General features: G+C 70.7%; 15 protein-coding genes. 7 read left to right on the top strand and 8 right to left on the bottom strand.

Going from position 1 to position 15727, the window contains the following annotated elements; translation table 11 throughout:
- Window positions 1-7: 7 nt before the first annotated feature.
- A complete protein-coding gene (locus EDF42_RS05035) occupies window positions 8-193 on the bottom strand; it encodes a hypothetical protein (protein WP_123671650.1) in 186 nt (61 codons plus the stop codon).
- A gap of 124 nt (window positions 194-317) precedes the next feature.
- Here EDF42_RS05035 and EDF42_RS05030 point away from each other — a divergent pair, with 124 nt between their 5' ends.
- Window positions 318-512, top strand: a complete 195-nt coding sequence (locus tag EDF42_RS05030) for a hypothetical protein (RefSeq protein ID WP_123339802.1) — start codon at window positions 318-320, stop codon at window positions 510-512.
- A 75-nt stretch (window positions 513-587) separates the two neighbouring features.
- On the opposite strand, the gene EDF42_RS05025 is transcribed toward EDF42_RS05030, so the two are convergent.
- Window positions 588-896, bottom strand: a complete 309-nt coding sequence (locus EDF42_RS05025) for a thiamine-binding protein (protein WP_123312342.1) — start codon at window positions 894-896, stop codon at window positions 588-590.
- Window positions 893-2158: a glycosyltransferase 87 family protein gene (locus EDF42_RS05020; protein ID WP_185040783.1), complete on the bottom strand. Its 1266-nt coding sequence runs from the start codon at window positions 2156-2158 to the stop codon at window positions 893-895. The genes EDF42_RS05025 and EDF42_RS05020 overlap by 4 nt, the downstream gene beginning before the upstream one ends.
- Before the next feature lie 125 nt (window positions 2159-2283).
- Here EDF42_RS05020 and EDF42_RS05015 point away from each other — a divergent pair, with 125 nt between their 5' ends.
- On the top strand, window positions 2284-2994 hold the full coding sequence (locus EDF42_RS05015; RefSeq protein WP_260235108.1) for a YceI family protein: 711 nt from the start codon (window positions 2284-2286) through the stop codon (window positions 2992-2994).
- Between the two features lie 442 nt (window positions 2995-3436).
- Here the strand turns inward: EDF42_RS05015 and EDF42_RS05010 are convergent, their stop codons facing one another.
- On the bottom strand, window positions 3437-4297 hold the full coding sequence (locus EDF42_RS05010) for an ADP/ATP-dependent (S)-NAD(P)H-hydrate dehydratase (protein ID WP_123671648.1): 861 nt from the start codon (window positions 4295-4297) through the stop codon (window positions 3437-3439).
- Between the two features lie 24 nt (window positions 4298-4321).
- On the opposite strand from EDF42_RS05010, the gene EDF42_RS05005 reads away from it, so the two are divergent.
- From EDF42_RS05005 to EDF42_RS04990, 4 genes are all read left to right on the top strand, one after another.
- The gene (locus tag EDF42_RS05005) at window positions 4322-4954 is read left to right on the top strand and encodes an HAD family phosphatase (protein WP_123671647.1); all 633 of its coding nucleotides are present in this window, start codon (window positions 4322-4324) and stop codon (window positions 4952-4954) included.
- A gap of 10 nt (window positions 4955-4964) precedes the next feature.
- On the top strand, window positions 4965-6047 hold the full coding sequence (locus tag EDF42_RS05000; protein ID WP_123671646.1) for an NADH:flavin oxidoreductase/NADH oxidase: 1083 nt from the start codon (window positions 4965-4967) through the stop codon (window positions 6045-6047).
- A gap of 157 nt (window positions 6048-6204) precedes the next feature.
- Complete coding sequence (locus EDF42_RS04995) at window positions 6205-7587, top strand: hemolysin family protein (RefSeq protein WP_123671645.1); 1383 nt, start codon at window positions 6205-6207, stop codon at window positions 7585-7587.
- Entirely contained in the window at window positions 7584-8621 is a 1038-nt protein-coding gene (locus EDF42_RS04990; RefSeq protein WP_123294216.1) for a hemolysin family protein, read from the top strand. Before EDF42_RS04995 ends, EDF42_RS04990 begins: the two co-directional genes overlap by 4 nt.
- A 154-nt stretch (window positions 8622-8775) precedes the next feature.
- Here EDF42_RS04990 and EDF42_RS04985 read toward each other — a convergent pair whose 3' ends face one another.
- Window positions 8776-10215, bottom strand: a complete 1440-nt coding sequence (locus tag EDF42_RS04985) for a GuaB1 family IMP dehydrogenase-related protein (protein ID WP_123671644.1) — start codon at window positions 10213-10215, stop codon at window positions 8776-8778.
- A gap of 166 nt (window positions 10216-10381) precedes the next feature.
- On the opposite strand from EDF42_RS04985, the gene EDF42_RS04980 reads away from it, so the two are divergent.
- Window positions 10382-14122 carry a multifunctional oxoglutarate decarboxylase/oxoglutarate dehydrogenase thiamine pyrophosphate-binding subunit/dihydrolipoyllysine-residue succinyltransferase subunit gene (locus EDF42_RS04980; protein ID WP_185040782.1) on the top strand — a complete coding sequence of 1247 codons (3741 nt, stop codon included), beginning with the start codon at window positions 10382-10384 and terminating at the stop codon, window positions 14120-14122.
- A gap of 33 nt (window positions 14123-14155) precedes the next feature.
- On the opposite strand, the gene EDF42_RS04975 is transcribed toward EDF42_RS04980, so the two are convergent.
- From EDF42_RS04975 to EDF42_RS04965, 3 genes are read right to left on the bottom strand one after another with little or no spacing between them, the layout of a single operon-like run.
- The gene (locus EDF42_RS04975) at window positions 14156-14596 is read right to left on the bottom strand and encodes a GNAT family N-acetyltransferase (protein ID WP_111086422.1); all 441 of its coding nucleotides are present in this window, start codon (window positions 14594-14596) and stop codon (window positions 14156-14158) included.
- Between the two features lie 51 nt (window positions 14597-14647).
- The gene (locus EDF42_RS04970) at window positions 14648-14890 is read right to left on the bottom strand and encodes a zf-HC2 domain-containing protein (protein WP_111086426.1); all 243 of its coding nucleotides are present in this window, start codon (window positions 14888-14890) and stop codon (window positions 14648-14650) included.
- Window positions 14887-15648, bottom strand: coding sequence for a sigma-70 family RNA polymerase sigma factor (locus EDF42_RS04965; protein ID WP_111086427.1), 762 nt, complete (start codon window positions 15646-15648; stop codon window positions 14887-14889). The genes EDF42_RS04970 and EDF42_RS04965 overlap by 4 nt, the downstream gene beginning before the upstream one ends.
- Between the last annotated feature and the right edge of the window lie 79 nt (window positions 15649-15727).

The raw sequence follows: 15727 nt of genomic DNA, 5'->3' as shown, positions 1-15727 counted from the left end.
GATCGGGTCAGGCCGCCTGACGCTCCGTGTGGGCGGGACGCGTCGACGCAGGGGCGAGTTCGGGCAGCTCGTCGCGGTGCGTCCAGCCGGCGCCGCACTCGGCGCACGTGGCCCAGGCGTTCTCGCCCTGTTCGTCCGTGTCGATGACGACCGTTCGCAGGTCGCAGTCGGGGCACCAGCCGTCGTGGGTCATCACGCGCTCCTCGTCGTCTCGGGGCCACCGGATGTGGCTCGACAGGGGCCATGAGACACCCGACCACCGACATCCGCGGGAGGGTATCGGCGTGTCGTGCGGGCCCTCGTTGTTCAATGAGCACGTGACCCTCGCTGCCACCGTGATCGCCTCCTGCGTCGCCGGTGCGCCCGCGAACTGCGAGGACGCCACCGACCCGATGGGCATGGTCGTCGTGCTCATCGCGGCGCTCGCCGGCATCGCGCTGCTGACGGTGTTCGTGGTGCTCGGGCCGGACCCCCGCCGGCGCACCCGGGCACGGCGGCGCGACAAGCGCTGAGCGCGAGCGCCGAGCGACAGCGCCGAACGCGAGCGCCGAGCGACAGCGCCGAGCGACAGCGCCGGCCGCTGAGCGCTACTCGCCGAGCGCAGCCTCGAGCCGCTCGAGCTTGCCGTCGATCTCGCCGGTGTGGCCAGGTCGGATGTCGGCCTTGAGCACGAGCGACACCCGCGTGCCGTAGGCGCCGACGGCCTCGGTGGCGCGCTTGACGACGTCCATGACCTCGTCCCACTCCCCCTCGAGCTCGGTGAACATCGACGACGTGCGGTTCGGCAGGCCGCTCTCGCGGACCACCCGCACGGCTGCGGCGACGGCGTCGTGTACGGAGCCGTCCGCCTGTTCGGAGGGACCACCGGACGGAGCAACGGAGAAGGCGACGATCATGCGTCCATCCTGCCCGCGCCCCGGCCCATCCGCACCAGCTCGACCACGGTCCACGCCAGGATCGCCACCTCGAGCACGTTCCGCAGCGTCAGCACCACGAGCATCCACGGCTGCAGCGTGAGCACCTGGTCGTAGTAGGCCGGGTAGATCAGCTGCGTCAACACGGCGGTGGGGAGCGCGGCGATCGCGATCGGCGCGAACCGGCGCACACTCGGCGTCCCGGCGGCCAGTCCCCACAGGATCGGCACGGCGAGCCACCCGATGTACTGCGGCGACCCGACCTTGTTGGTGGCGATGAGCGTGGCGACGAACAGCAGCGCGAGCACGGGAGCGAGCTCGGCCCGACGGGCGCCACGGCGTGCGGCCCACAGCGCGAGGACGACACCGGCGACGACCACGATGGCCATCAGCGGCGTCGAGACCGCGGCAGCGGCGTGCGTGCCGGCACCGGAGACCTCGAACGTCAGGATCTGCTGGTTGTAGAAGACGGCCGCACCAGGAGCCCCGAACGCCGCCGCCCACATGAACGGCGTCGCGAGCGGCGACTCGATCTGCAGCGCTCGGCCGGTCTGCTCGCCGATGAACGACAGCAGGTACGGCGCTCCGCCCCAGAGCACGTCGACGAGCACGATGAGCGCGCTGAGCACGAGGGCACCGGCCAGCACACCGCGGCGGTGCCCCTTGCGCAGGAGCAGCAGCACGGCGACGAGGGCGGCCGGCCAGACCTTCGTCCACGCACCGGCGGTGAACAGCGCCGAGGCGACCGCCGGCCGCGAGGCGACGAAGGCCACCCCGACCAACGCGAACACCGTCGCCACCGTGTCGATGCGACCGAGCGCGATCGGCCCGAGTGCGAGCAGGAAGGCGAGCCACCACCACACGACGCGCACGCCGCGCGCCGACGAGCCGTCCGCACGCGAGCCGAACGCGCCACGCGCCCGGAACCGCCACAGGAAGGCACACGCGACGGCGTCGAGCAGCACCATCAGCAGCAGCCACCCGGAGCCGATCGACGCGATCCCACCGAGTGCTGCGGCGGCCATCGGCACGATCGCCAGGATCGGGTAGACCCACTCGCCGTCGATCCCGACCCAGAAGTCCGCGCTCCGCCCGGTCTCGATCCACCGGCTGTAGGTGATGGTGACGTCGCCGAGGGGCAGGTTCGCCGAGATCGCGGTCAGCCACCACAGCGCCGCGTGCACGGCGGCGAACGCCAGGACGAACCCGACGCGTTCGATCCACGGGTTCCCGGTCCTGCGCACCGGACGAGCGTACCGGCAGCAGTGCACCCGAACCGGCAGCGAGCGCTCCCGAACCGGCGGCGAGCGGACCCGAACCGGCAGAGAGTCCCAGGCTCCCCCAACCATGACGTGTCACCGTCTTGCTCGTGACCACCGAAACCCCGCGCAAGCGCCGCAAGGCCGTCATCTGGATCTCCGTCATCGCCGCAGTCGTCGTGCTCGGCGTCATCGGGGCGATCGTCGCGACGAACGTCTACACGAGCAACGAGAGCGCGAAGGCCTCGGCGGCACCGTCCGTGGCCGCCAGCCGCGAGGCCTCCACCCTCGACGACTCCGACCTGTCCGGCGACTGGACGGTCGGCGGCGACTCCGAGGCCGGCTACCGCCTGCACGAGGTCCTCAACGGCTCCGACGTCACCGTCACCGGCCGCACCGACAGCGTCTCCGGCACCGCCACCGTCGACGGCACGAGCATCACGAAGGCGACGATCACGGTGCAGGTCGCCGACATCGCCACCGACTCCGACCAGCGCGACTCCTACTTCCGCGACTCCGCGATGGACACCGCCGCCTTCCCCGAGGCCACGTTCGAACTCTCCGAGCCGATCGCCGACGCGGTCCCGAGCGGCTCGGACACGACGAAGGTCACCGCTGCCGGCAAGCTCACGCTGCACGGCGTCACGAAGGACGTCACCGCCGACCTGCAGGTCGGCCTGAACGGCGACGGCGTCGACATCTCCGGCTCGATCCCGGTCACGTTCTCGGACTACGGCGTGCAGGCGCCGAGCCTCGGCTTCGTGAAGGTCGACGACTCCGGCACGGTCGAGTTCCTGGTGCACGCGACCCCCGCGAGCTGACGTCCGCGACGCGCGTCACGCCCGTGACGTGCGCACGAGCGGACGGGAGGCCCGGTGCCAGCTGGCACCGGGCCTCCCGTCCGTCCCCGCTCGCGTCTGCAACAGGCGACACGATCGATGTCGTACGACGTCGACCATGTCGTCAGCCCGCGCCCGCAACCATGCGCGTGGGCAAGGAACGACGAACTCGATGTCGTACGACGTCGATGCTGTCGTCACCCCGCGCCCGCAACCACCGGCGCACGCAAGGAAGGACGAACTCGATGTCGTACGACGTCGATGCTGTCGTCACCGCGCGTGTGCAACCACCGGCGCACGCAAAAAACGACTTCCTCGTCGTCGCACGACAACGAGGAAGTCGTCACGCGGCGTCCGCAACAGGCGACATCACTGATGTCGTACGACGTCGACGCTGTCGTGCTGCGTCGCCGCGCACCGACCGCTACCCGCGCGCGTCGCCGTCCACGACCAGGTCCCGCACGACCCCGGGCAGCTCGCCGATGAGCCCGGTCATCGGGAACGGCCCGCCGCCGGACGCCCGCCGCGCCGCGAGCCCGTGCACCACCGCGGCCGACGCGGCCAGGTGCGCGAGGTCCGACGGCGTCAGCGACGAACCAGCCGCCTCGACGGAGCCCTGCCGCGACGCCACGAGCGCGCCGAGCACCCCGCCGACCACGTCCCCGGCACCGGCGGCGGCGAGCCACGGCGTCGCCGACGACGCCACCAACCGGACCGACCCGTCGGGCGTGACCACGTGCGTGCGCTCGCCCTTGAGCAGCACGACGCTGCCGGTCTGCTCGGCCGCACGGAGCGCCGCGGCGGCGGGATCCTGCTCGATCGACTCGCGGGAGACGCCGAGCAACGACGCGAGCTCGCCCGCGTGCGGGGTCAGGACGGCGAGCGGGCCGAGGTCGACGAGCGGGATCGCGCCCGCGTCGACCACGACCGGGACGCCGTCGTCCGAAGCGTGCGTGAAGGCCGAGGCGGTCGTGGCGTCCAGATCACCGAGCGACGACGCCGAGATGCCCGAGCCGACGAGCCAGGCCTGGACCCGACCGACGCCGGCGACGGACTCGGGGCGACGCGCCAGGACGTGGTCCGACGCCCGCGACGGCCCGACGTACCGGACCATGCCGACACCGGTGTGCACCGCGGCGTCGACCCCGAGCACCGCGGCACCCGGGTACTGGTCCGAGCCGGTCGCGATGCCGAGCACCCCACGGCGGTACTTGGTGGACTCCCCCGTCGGCGCGGTGACCCACGCGGCGGCATCGGACGGTCGGACGGGCACGAAGTCGTTCACCGGCCCCACGTTACGGTGGAGCGCATGAGCCTGTTCCTGCCTGGTCGCGTGGTGGTCTTCGACTACGGCGAGGTGATCAGCCGGACGCCGCACGCATCACGCGATGCCCTCGTCGAGCTGACCGGGGTGCCGGCCGACGAGCTGTTCCCCGTCTACCAGGAGCTCCGCCACGACCTCGACCGCGGCGACCTGTCCGTCGTGGCGTACTGGCGGGCGATCGGCGAGCGCGTCGGGCGGACCTGGAGCATCACGGACATCCACCGGTTCTGGGCCGTCGACTTCACCGGGTGGTTCGAGGTCGAGCCGGAGACCCTGGCGATCGTCGAGGAGCTGCACGACGCGGGGACCCGGGTGGCGCTGCTGTCCAATGCCGGATTCGACTTCGGTGACCCGTACCGACGCTCCCCGATGGGCTCGCTGTTCCAGACGGTGGTGGTGAGCGCCGAGGAGCACGTCCTGAAGCCCGACGCATCCATCTACCGCGACACGTGCGCGCGTCTGGGAATCGAGCCGCAGCAGATGGTGTTCGTGGACAACAGGGCCGAGAACGCCACCGGCGCGAAAGCGATCGGGGCGGTCGGCCACCACTACACGTCGTCGGCGTCACTGCGGTCGTTCCTGACGGAACTCGCGGCCGAGCCGGCGCCCGTCCCCTGAGGAGTCCCGCGTGACGCACGCCCTGTTCGAGCCGATCACCATCCGCGACCTGACGGTCCGCAACCGCATCTGGGTCTCCCCGATGTGCCAGTACTCGGCCGAGGAGCAGGACGGCGTGCCGACCCCGTGGCACCTCGTCCACCTGGGCGGCTTCGCCAAGGGCGGCGCCGGTGCGGTGGTCGTCGAGGCCACCGGCGTGGTGCCGGAGGGCCGGATCAGCCCGCAGGACCTCGGGCTCTGGAACGACCAGCAGCGCGACGCCTTCAAGCCGATCGTCGACTTCCTGCACGCGCAGGGTGCTGCCGCCGGTGTCCAGCTCGCACACGCCGGCCGCAAGGCGTCGACGTTCCGCCCGTGGGAGTCCGAGCACGGTTCGGTCCCCGCCGACCAGGGCGGCTGGTCCACCGTCGCCCCGTCCGCCGTGGCCTTCGACGGCTACGCCGTCCCGCGAGAGCTGGAGACCGAGGACATCCGGGTCGTCGCACTGGCGTTCGCGCAGTCCGCTCGCCGCGCCGTCGAGGCCGGGTTCGACCTGGTCGAGATCCACGCCGCCCACGGGTACCTGCTGCACCAGTTCCTCTCGCCGCTGAGCAACCACCGCACCGACCAGTACGGCGGGTCGCTCGAGAACCGCGCCCGGGCACTGCTCGAGGTCCTCGACGCCGTCCGTGCCGAGGTCGGCGAGGGCTTCCCGATCGTCGTGCGGTTCTCGGCGACCGACTGGGTGGACGGCGGGCTCACGCTCGACGAGACCACGCAGGTCGCCCGGTGGGCTGCGGAGCACGGCGCGGACCTGGCCGACGTCTCGACCGGCGGCAACGTCGCGAGCGCGCCGATCCCGGTCGGCCCCGGCTACCAGGTGCCGCACGCCGCGGCGATCAAGCGCGACGCCGGCATCGGCACCATCGCGGTCGGCATGATCTCCGAGGGCTTCCAGGCCGAGCAGATCGTCGCGACCGGACAGGCCGACGTGGTGATGGTGGGCCGCGAGTTCCTGCGCGACCCGGGCTTCCCGCTGCGTGTGGCCGTCGAGCTCGGCGTGACCGTCGACTACGAGCCGCAGCAGTACCACCGCGCGCGGGTCACGGCGTAGACGCGCGGCCTTCCTGAACGGATTCTCGGTCGGCCCCTCGGGCAGGCAGTACGATTGGCAGCACTGTGGACGATCCCCCGAATAGTTCTTCGCCTCACTCATCCGCCGCTCACTCGGTGAGCTGCACGTCATCCCCGTGCGCGGACGGGGGTGAATCATGAGTCCGATCGACATCGTCATGCTCGTCGGCGGCATCCTGCTGACACTCGGCACCGGCGTCTTCGTCGCGTCCGAGTTCGCGTTGGTCAACCTCGACCGCGCCGACGTCGAAGCCCGTCGCGACCGCGGTGAGCCGGGCCTCGCACCCGTCATCGGGGCGCTGAAGGTCACCTCGACGCACCTGTCCAGTGCGCAGCTCGGCATCACGCTGACCACGCTGCTCACCGGCTACCTGCTCGAGCCGTCCATCGCGAAGCTGCTCGAGGCGCCGTTCCTGGCGATGAACCTGCCCGAGGGCATCGTCGAGACCGTCGGATCGATCATCGCGCTCGTCATCGCGACCCTGCTGTCGATGATCCTCGGCGAACTCGTGCCGAAGAACTTCGCGCTCGCGCTGCCGCTGCAGACCGCGAAGCTCGTCGTGCCGTTGCAGATCGCCTTCACGACCGTGTTCAAGCCGGCGGTCGCGGTGCTCAACGGCACCGCGAACGCCGTGCTGCGGTCGATCGGCATCGAGCCGCAAGAGGAACTCTCCGGTGCTCGCAGCGCCGAGGAGCTCACCTCGCTGCTCCGCCGTTCGGCGTCCGAGGGGTCGCTCGAGCAGGACACCGCGACGCTCCTCCAGCGGACGATCTCGTTCTCGGAGCTCAGCGCCAGCGACGTGATGACGCCGCGCCCGCGGCTCTCCACCATCCGGGTGTCCGAGTCCGCGCAGGACGTCATCGCCCTCGCCCGCAAGACCGGCTTCAGCCGCTTCCCCGTCATCGAGGAGGACGCGGACGACGTCGTCGGCATCGTGCACGTCAAGCAGGCCGTCGCCGTCCCCCGCGAGAAGCGCCCGGAGGTCCCCGTCGGGGCACTCATGACCGACGCCGAACGCGTGCCCGAGACGATGCCGGGCGACACTCTGCTCGCCGAGGTCCGCGGCCGCGGCTACCAGATGGTCATCGTGGTCGACGAGTACGGCGGCACCGCCGGGGTCGTCACGCTCGAGGACCTCATCGAGGAGATCGTCGGCGAGGTCTCCGACGAGCACGACCGCGCGCGCATCGACGTGGTCCGCTCCCGCGACTGGCTGACCTTCCCCGGTCTGCTGCGCCCCGACGAGCTCGAGGACCGCGCCGGCGTGAAGGTGCCGGAGGACGGCCCGTACGAGACCGTCGGCGGCTTCCTCATGTCGACGCTCGGCCGCCTGCCCGTGGTCGGTGACGAGGTCCCGCTCGACGGTGGCGTGTTCCGGGTCGAACGCCTGGACGGCCGTCGGATCGACCGCATCCGCTGGACCCCGACGCCCCCACCGACGGACACCGCGGCGACCGCCATCATCATCCCCGCCACGAAGACCGGCACCAAGACCGCCACGAAGGGCAGTACCCGATGAGCTCCGACTGGTGGGGCATCTTCTGGCTCTTCGTGCTGCTGCTCGGCAACGCGTACTTCGTCGCCGCCGAGTTCGCCGTCATCTCCGCCCGCCGCTCCCAGATCGAACCGCGCGCAGAAGAAGGCTCCAAGGCCGCGCAGATGACCCTGTGGGCCATGGAGCACGCCACCCGCATGCTCGCGACCACGCAGCTCGGCATCACGGTCTGCTCGCTGCTCATCCTGAACGTCTCCGAGCCGGCGATCCACCACCTGCTCGAGGTCCCGCTGCACCTGACGGGCTGGAGCGTCGAGGTCATCGGCACCGTGGCGTTCGTGGTCACGCTGCTGCTCGTCTCGTTCCTGCACGTGGTGTTCGGCGAGATGGTCCCGAAGAACATCTCGTTCTCGATGCCGGACCGCGCAGCGCTGCTGCTCGTGCCGACGCTCTGGTACATCGGCCACGGCCTGCACTGGGTCATCGTCGGCCTGAACGAGGTCGCGAACGCCGTGCTGCGTCTGTTCCGCGTCGAGCCCAAGGACGAAGCCGTCAGCGCCTTCACGGTGGAAGAGGTGCAGACCATCGTGGAGCAGTCCCGCCGCGAGGGCACCCTGACCGACGACGGCAAGCTCGCCCTGGCGTTCGAGTTCACCGAGAAGAAGGTCCGCGACGTCGCCGTGCCGATGGCCGAGCTCGTCACCCTGCCCGAGGACGCCACCCCGGCGGACGTCGAGCGTGCGGTGGCGCAGCGCGGGTTCTCGCGGTACGTGCTCGTCGGCGAGGACGGCTCCCCCACGGGCTACGTGCACGTGAAGGACGTCATCGACCTGCGGCCGGACGAGTTCGACGACCCGGTGCCGCCGAAGCGCATCCGCCAGCTCATCTCGCTCTACACGGAGATGGACCTGGAGGACGCCCTGGCCACCATGCGCGCCGCGGGCCGCCACGTCGCGCGGGCGTTCGACGCCGACGGCCGGACCCTCGGCGTGCTCTTCCTCGAGGACATCCTCGAGGAGCTCGTCGGCGAGGTCGAGGACGCGACCCGACGCCGGTAGCCGCACCGCCAGTTCCGCCAAAGCGACAGATTCCCGCGAACGTTCCGCAGGGATCTGTCGCTTTCGCGATGGCGGACGGGAGGCCCGTGGCAACGCCGCCACGGGCCTCCCGTCCGTTCGTGGTCGCGACCAGGGCCGCACCCGCCTGCGCGCGCTACCAGCTGACGGGGAGCGGCTTGCCCTCTTCGTAGCCGGCGGCGGACTGGATGCCGACCAACGCGCGCTCCGAGAACTCGGCGAGCGACGACGCGCCAGCGTACGTGGCGGAGCTCCGGACGCCCGTCGTGATCATGTCGAGCAGGTCCTCGACGCTCGGCCGCTCCGGGTCGAGGTAGATCGTCGACGACGAGATCCCCTCGGCGAAGAGCTCCTTGCGGGCCCGCTCGTACGGGTCGAGCCGCTCGAAGCGCTCGCGGACGGCCTTGGCGGACGCCATCCCCCAGCTCTCCTTGTAGGCCTTGCCGGCGGCGTCGCGACGGAGCACGCCCGGCGCTTCGAGGGTGCCCGCGAACCACGAGCCGATCATCACGGCCGAGGCACCGGCCGCCAGGGCGAGGGCGACATCGCGCGGATACCGGACCCCGCCGTCGGCCCAGACGTGCGCGCCGAGGGACCGCGCCGCCGCCGCGGTCTCGAGGACGGCGGAGAACTGCGGCCGACCGACGGCGGTCATCATGCGCGTGGTGCACATGGCGCCGGGTCCGACACCGACCTTGATGATGTCCGCGCCCGCGTCGACGAGGTGGGCCACGGCGTCGGCGGTGACGACGTTGCCGGCGACGAGCGGGATGCCGAGCCGGAGCCCCGCGACGGTGCGGAGCGCGCGGAGCATGCTCTCCTGGTGGCCGTGCGCCGTGTCGAGCACGAGGACGTCGACCCCGGCGGCGGCGAGGGCCTGCGCCTTGGCGGCGACGTCGCCGTTGATGCCGATCGCAGCCGCGACGCGCAGACGACCCGAGACGTCGACGGCCGGCGTGTAGATGTCCGAGCGGATGGCGCTGGTCCGGCTCGTGGTGCCGACGACCTTGCCGTGCCGCACGACGGGCGCGAAGTCGACCTCGGCGCCGCTCAGCACGTCGTAGACGTGGCGGGGCGTGCCGGCGTCCTCGGCGTCGATCGCGGTCGAGGCGCCGTGCAGCAGGTCGCCGAGCGTCGCGTCGGGACCGGCGTCGCCGAGCCGGCTGGCGGGGACGCACCCGAGGTACTCCCCGGCGGCGTCGCGGACCACCACGCCCCGACCGGCGACGGGCAGCAGCTGCTCGAGCGCCTCGGCGACGGTGGTGGACGAGCCCATGTCGTAAGCGGTGTCGTAGTCGACCGGCTGGTCCTTCACCCAGCGGATCGCGGCGTCGAGGTCCTGCAGGTGCATGTCCTGCGGCAGGACGCCGAGGCCCCCACGCCGGGCCAGGGTCGCGGCGAGGCGCGGACCCGTGACCGAGTTCATGTTGGCGCTCACGATCGGGATCGTCGCACCGCTGCCGTCGTTCGACGCGAGGTCGACGTCGAAGCGGCTCGTCACGCCGGATCGGCTCGGGACGAGGAAGACGTCGGAGTAGGTCAGGTCGTGTGTCGGCCGCGTCTCGTAGAACCTCATGGGCCCCACTGTACGGCTCCGCCCGGAGGCCGGACCGGGCCCCGACTCGCGCCGCGGCTGACACCGAACGGACATGTGCGAGCGGCTAGGCTTGGCACCTGTGCGGGGCAGGGTTGCACCGCACGACACACACGAGCATCTATCGACGGAGAGTGGGCGATCGGCTGTGTCGAGCCATCTGACCGGAACGGACGAGACCGCGGGCGAATTCGGGGCGAACGAGTGGCTCGTCGACGAGCTCTACGAGCAGTTCGTCGCGGACAAGGAGTCGGTCGACAAGTCCTGGTGGCCGGTCCTCGAGAGCTACCACCGCACGCAGGTCGGCGGCGCTCCGGCAGCTGACCAGCAGTCCTCGACGCCTGCGCAGTCGACCACGCAGCAGCCCGCGACCGGTGACGCGCCGGCCCAGCAGCAGCAGGCGGCAGCGCAGGGTGGTCCGATCCAGGCGAAGACCACGTCGCGCCAGCCGACCCCGCCGCCGATCCCGGCCGAGGCCAACGACGCCGCCGACGACCACGAGGAGACCCACGAGGACGTGGCGACCCCGCTCCGGGGCATGGCGAAGACCCTGGCGTCGAACATGGACGCCTCGCTGACCGTCCCGACGGCCACGAGCGTCCGGACGATCCCGGCGAAGCTGATGATCGACAACCGGATCGTCATCAACAACCACCTGCGCCGTGCCCGCGGCGGCAAGATCTCCTTCACCCACCTCATCGGGTGGGCGATGGTGCAGGCGCTCAAGGACTTCCCGAGCCAGAACGTGTTCTACGAGGAGCGCGACGGCAAGCCGTTCGTCGTCGCCCCGGCGCACGTGGGCCTCGGCATCGCGATCGACGTCCCGAAGAAGGACGGCACCCGGTCGCTCCTCGTGCCGAGCATCAAGCGTGCGGAGACCCTGACCTTCGGCCAGTTCCTGTCGGCCTACGAAGACCTGGTCAAGCGGGCCCGCGACAACAAGCTGACGCCGGCCGACTTCCAGGGCACCACGATCTCGCTCACGAACCCGGGCGGCATCGGCACCGTGCACTCGGTCCCCCGCCTGACCAAGGGGCAGGGCGCGATCATCGGCGCCGGAGCCCTCGAGTACCCGGCGCAGTTCCAGGGCTCGGCGTCGAAGACCCTGGTCGAGCTCGGCATCGGCAAGACCATCACCCTCACGAGCACCTACGACCACCGGGTGATCCAGGGCGCCGGTTCGGGCGAGTACCTCAAGCACGTGCACGAACGCCTCATCGGCGAGCACGGCTTCTACGACGGCATCTTCGCGGCGCTCCGGATCCCGTACAAGCCGATCCAGTGGGCGAACGACATCAACGTCGACCTGGCGCACCGCGTCAACAAGACGGCTCGCGTGCAGGAGCTCATCAACAGCTACCGCGTCCGCGGGCACCTGATGGCCGACATCGACCCGCTCGAGTACCGCCAGCGCACGCACCCCGACCTCGAGATCGAGAGCCACGGACTGACGTTCTGGGACCTCGACCGCGAGTTCGTCACCGGCGGGCTGGCCGGCACGACGAGTGCTCCGCTGCGCGACGTCCTCGGGATCCTGCGCGACGCCTACTGCCGCACCGTCGGCATCGAGTACATGCACATCCAGGACCCGGAGCAGCGCCGCTGGGTGCAGGAACGCATCGAGGTCCCGTACTCGAAGCCGTCGAAGGACGAGCAGCTCCGCGTCCTCGGCAAGCTCAACGAGGCCGAGGCCTTCGAGACCTTCCTGCAGACCAAGTACGTCGGGCAGAAGCGCTTCTCGCTCGAGGGCGGCGAGTCCACCATCGCCTTCCTCGACACGCTCATCCAGCACGCCGCCGGTGTCGGCCTGGCCGAGGTCGCGATCGGCATGGCCCACCGCGGTCGTCTGAACGTCCTGACGAACATCGCCGGCAAGACCTACGGCCAGATCTTCCGTGAGTTCGAGGGCTCGTCCCTGCCGGGCTCGGTGTCCGGTCAGGGCTCCGGCGACGTCAAGTACCACGTCGGCACCGAGGGGCTGTTCCGCACGTCGGACGGCTCGAGCATCCCCGTGACGATCGCTGCCAACCCGTCCCACCTCGAGGCCGTCGACGGCGTGCTCGAGGGCATCGTCCGCGCCAAGCAGGACAAGCAGGGCCCCGGTTCGACGAACGTCCTGCCGGTGCTCGTGCACGGCGACGCGGCGATGGCCGGCCAGGGCGTGGTCGTCGAGACGCTGCAGATGTCGCAGCTCCGTGGCTACCGCACGGGCGGCACCGTGCACCTGGTCATCAACAACCAGGTCGGGTTCACCACCCCGCCCGAGTCGGCGCGCAGCTCGGTGTACTCCACCGACGTCGCGAAGACGATCCAGGCGCCGATCTTCCACGTGAACGGCGACGACCCCGAGGCCGTCGCACGCGTCGCCGACCTGGCGTTCGCGTACCGCGAGGCGTTCCACCGTGACGTCGTCATCGACCTCATCTGCTACCGCCGCCGCGGGCACAACGAGGGCGACGACCCCTCGATGACCCAGCCGCTCATGTACAACCTGATCGAGGCGAAGCGGTCCGTCCGCACGCTGTACACCGAGGCCCTCGTCGGTCGCGGTGACATCACGCAGGAAGAGTACGACGAGGCGCACCGCGACTTCCAGGACCGCCTGGAGCGTGCCTTCGCCGAGACGCACGAGGCGCAGACCGGCACCATCCCGGTGATCCAGGTCGACGACGACGGCGCCGTGCAGGGGCTCGAACGCCCGGCGGCGCAGCAGGACGACTCCGAGGTCGAGGTCCGCGAGACCGCAGTGTCCGAAGAGCTCGTCCGCTCCATCGGTGACGCGCACAGCAACCCGCCCGCCGGCTTCTCGATCCACCCGAAGCTGCAGCAGTTGCTGTCGAAGCGCACCGACATGACGCGCAACGGCGGTGTGGACTGGGCGATGGCCGAGCTCATGGCGATCGGTTCGCTGCTGGTGGAGGGCAAGCCCGTCCGGTTCGCCGGCCAGGATGCCCGCCGCGGCACCTTCGTCCAGCGCCAGGCGGTGTTCCACGACCGGTCGAACGGCCAGGAGTGGCTGCCGCTGTCGAACCTCACCGAGGACCAGGCCCGGTTCACCATCTACGACTCGCTGCTCAGCGAGTACGCGGCGATGGCGTTCGAGTACGGCTACTCGGTCGAGCGGCCCGAGGCACTCGTGCTGTGGGAGGCGCAGTTCGGCGACTTCGCGAACGGCGCCCAGACCGTCATCGACGAGTTCATCTCGTCCGCCGAGCAGAAGTGGGGGCAACGCTCCGGCCTCGTCCTGCTGCTGCCGCACGGCTACGAGGGCCAGGGACCCGATCACTCGTCCGCCCGCATCGAGCGCTACCTGCAGCTGTGCGCCGAGGACAACATGGTCGTCGCCCGTCCGTCGACCCCGGCGTCGTACTTCCACCTGCTGCGTCGTCAGGCGTGGGAGCGTCCGCAGAAGCCGTTGATCGTGTTCTCCCCGAAGGCGATGCTCCGCCTGCGCCAGGCGACGAGCGCGGTCGAGGCCTTCACGAACGGCACGTTCGAGGAAGTGATCGACGACGAACGCGTGGCTGACAAGGCGGCGGTCCGTCGCGTGGTGCTGCACTCCGGCAAGGTGCACCACGACCTGCGCGCCGAGGTGGACAAGCGCGGGGTGACCGACGTCGCCCTCGTCCGGCTCGAGCAGCTCGCCCCGCTCCCCCGCGAGCGCATCCTCGAGGTGCTCGCAGGCTACCCGGACGCCGACGTCGTGTGGGCGCAGGAGGAGCCGGAGAACCAGGGCGCCTGGCCGTTCGTCTGCATGAACCTGTCGCCGCACCTCGACGGTCGGCCACTGTCGGTCGCCGCCCGTGCCGCGAGCGCCGCGCCGGCCACCGGTTCGTCGAAGCGTTCCGCACAGGAAGCCACCGAGGTCATCGAAAGAGCCCTCGGCTAGGCACTCGGCCCGGACCCCCGACGCGGGTGTGCGCTACGCGATCTTCGTGTAGCGCACACCCGCGTCGTGGTACCCGCGCTTCTGGTAGAACCGGTGCGCGCTGTCCGTGGCAGCCGCGCTGACGGCGCTCAGGCGACGAGCGCCCTGCTCGACGGCCCATGCTTCGAAGGTGCCGATGAGCGCGGAACCGGTGCCGAGCCTCCTGGCCGTGTCATCGACCACCAGCAGCAGGAGCTGCGCCGTCGGCTCGTCGCTCGCGTACGCCCAGGTGACCTGCGCGCCCGCGACGGCGACCGGCCGTCCGTCGTCCCCACGCACCACCCAGGTGCGGTGTCCGGCCTCCGGCGTGAGCCGTTCGAGGCGAGCGCGCATCGCCGCGTCGTCGACCTCGTGGCCGAGCAGGCGGACGAGGGCAGCGACGTCAGAGACGTCCGTGTCGGACCAGGTGGTGATCGACTCGACGAGGAGGGTCATGTCCGTGACACTACCGACCCGACCCGCCGTGTGACGACGGAGCGGAGGACCTCAGTGGGTCGACTGCTCCAGCCGGATGCGCGCGAGGATCTCGCCACGCAGTTCTTCCGGAGCGGTCTCCTTGCACGCGCGGCGCACGGTCTCGATCAGGACGACGCCGACGCGGTGTTCGGTCGTGCAGTCCTCGCAGTCGTCCATGTGCTCACGGATGTCCGCCGCGTCCTCGCGGCAGAGCTCCCCGTGCAGGAATTCCTCGAGCTCGGCCTTCGCCTTGGAGCAGTCGCAGCCGCTCATCGTGCTTCCTTCCCATCGACGCGACCCTCGGTCGCGGCAGTCTTCCGGCCTCGTCCGCGCATCGTCGCCGTCGACGCTGCGTCCGGGACGATGCCGGTCTCACGGGCGTGGTCCGCCAGGAGCCCCCGGAGGAGCCGGCGACCACGGTGCAGACGGCTCATGACCGTCCCCACGGGGGTCTTCATGATGTCGGCGATCTCCTGGTACGAGAAGCCCTCGACATCGGCGAAGTACACGGCCATCCGGAAGTCCTCGGGGATGGCCTGCAGGGCGTCCTTGACGGCAGACGACGGCAGGTGGTCGATCGCGTCGGCCTCGGCGGACCGTGCGGAGATCGACTGGGTGACGCTCTCAGCGCCGCCGAGCTGCCAGTCCTCGAGCTCGTCGATGGTGCCCTGGTACGGGTTCCGCTGGTTCTTGCGGTACGTGTTGATGAACGTGTTCGTCAGGATCCGGTACAGCCAGGCCTTCAGGTTCGTGCCCTGCTTGAACTGGCGGAACGCGGCGAACGCCTTGACGAAGGTCTCCTGCACCAGGTCCGACGCATCGGCCGGGTTGCGGGTCATCCGCATCGCCGCGCCGTACAGTTGGTCCATGAAGGGCAGTGCCTGGGTCTCGAAGAGGGCCCGGAGTTCGTCGGCCGGCACGGTCTTCGCGTCGACGAACGACGCTTCTTCCTCCGCCTCGACCGCGTCGAGCTGCTCCTCGGTCTCCTCGACCAGGTCGTGCGGTGCTGCCTGCGGCTCGTCGGTCGTCATCGCGGGCCAGTCTAGAGCGAGCGACGTGGACACGCCGGGCAGGCGCGTCCGCGAGGGTGCGAGTGCTGTCGCCAAGGGT

Origin of the sequence: Curtobacterium sp. PhB172 (assembly GCF_003752545.1) — a bacterium.
Classification (GTDB): Bacteria; Actinomycetota; Actinomycetes; order Actinomycetales; family Microbacteriaceae; genus Curtobacterium.
Note: the sequence above shows the minus strand (reverse complement) of the source record. Positions and strands in the feature narration are given on the sequence as shown.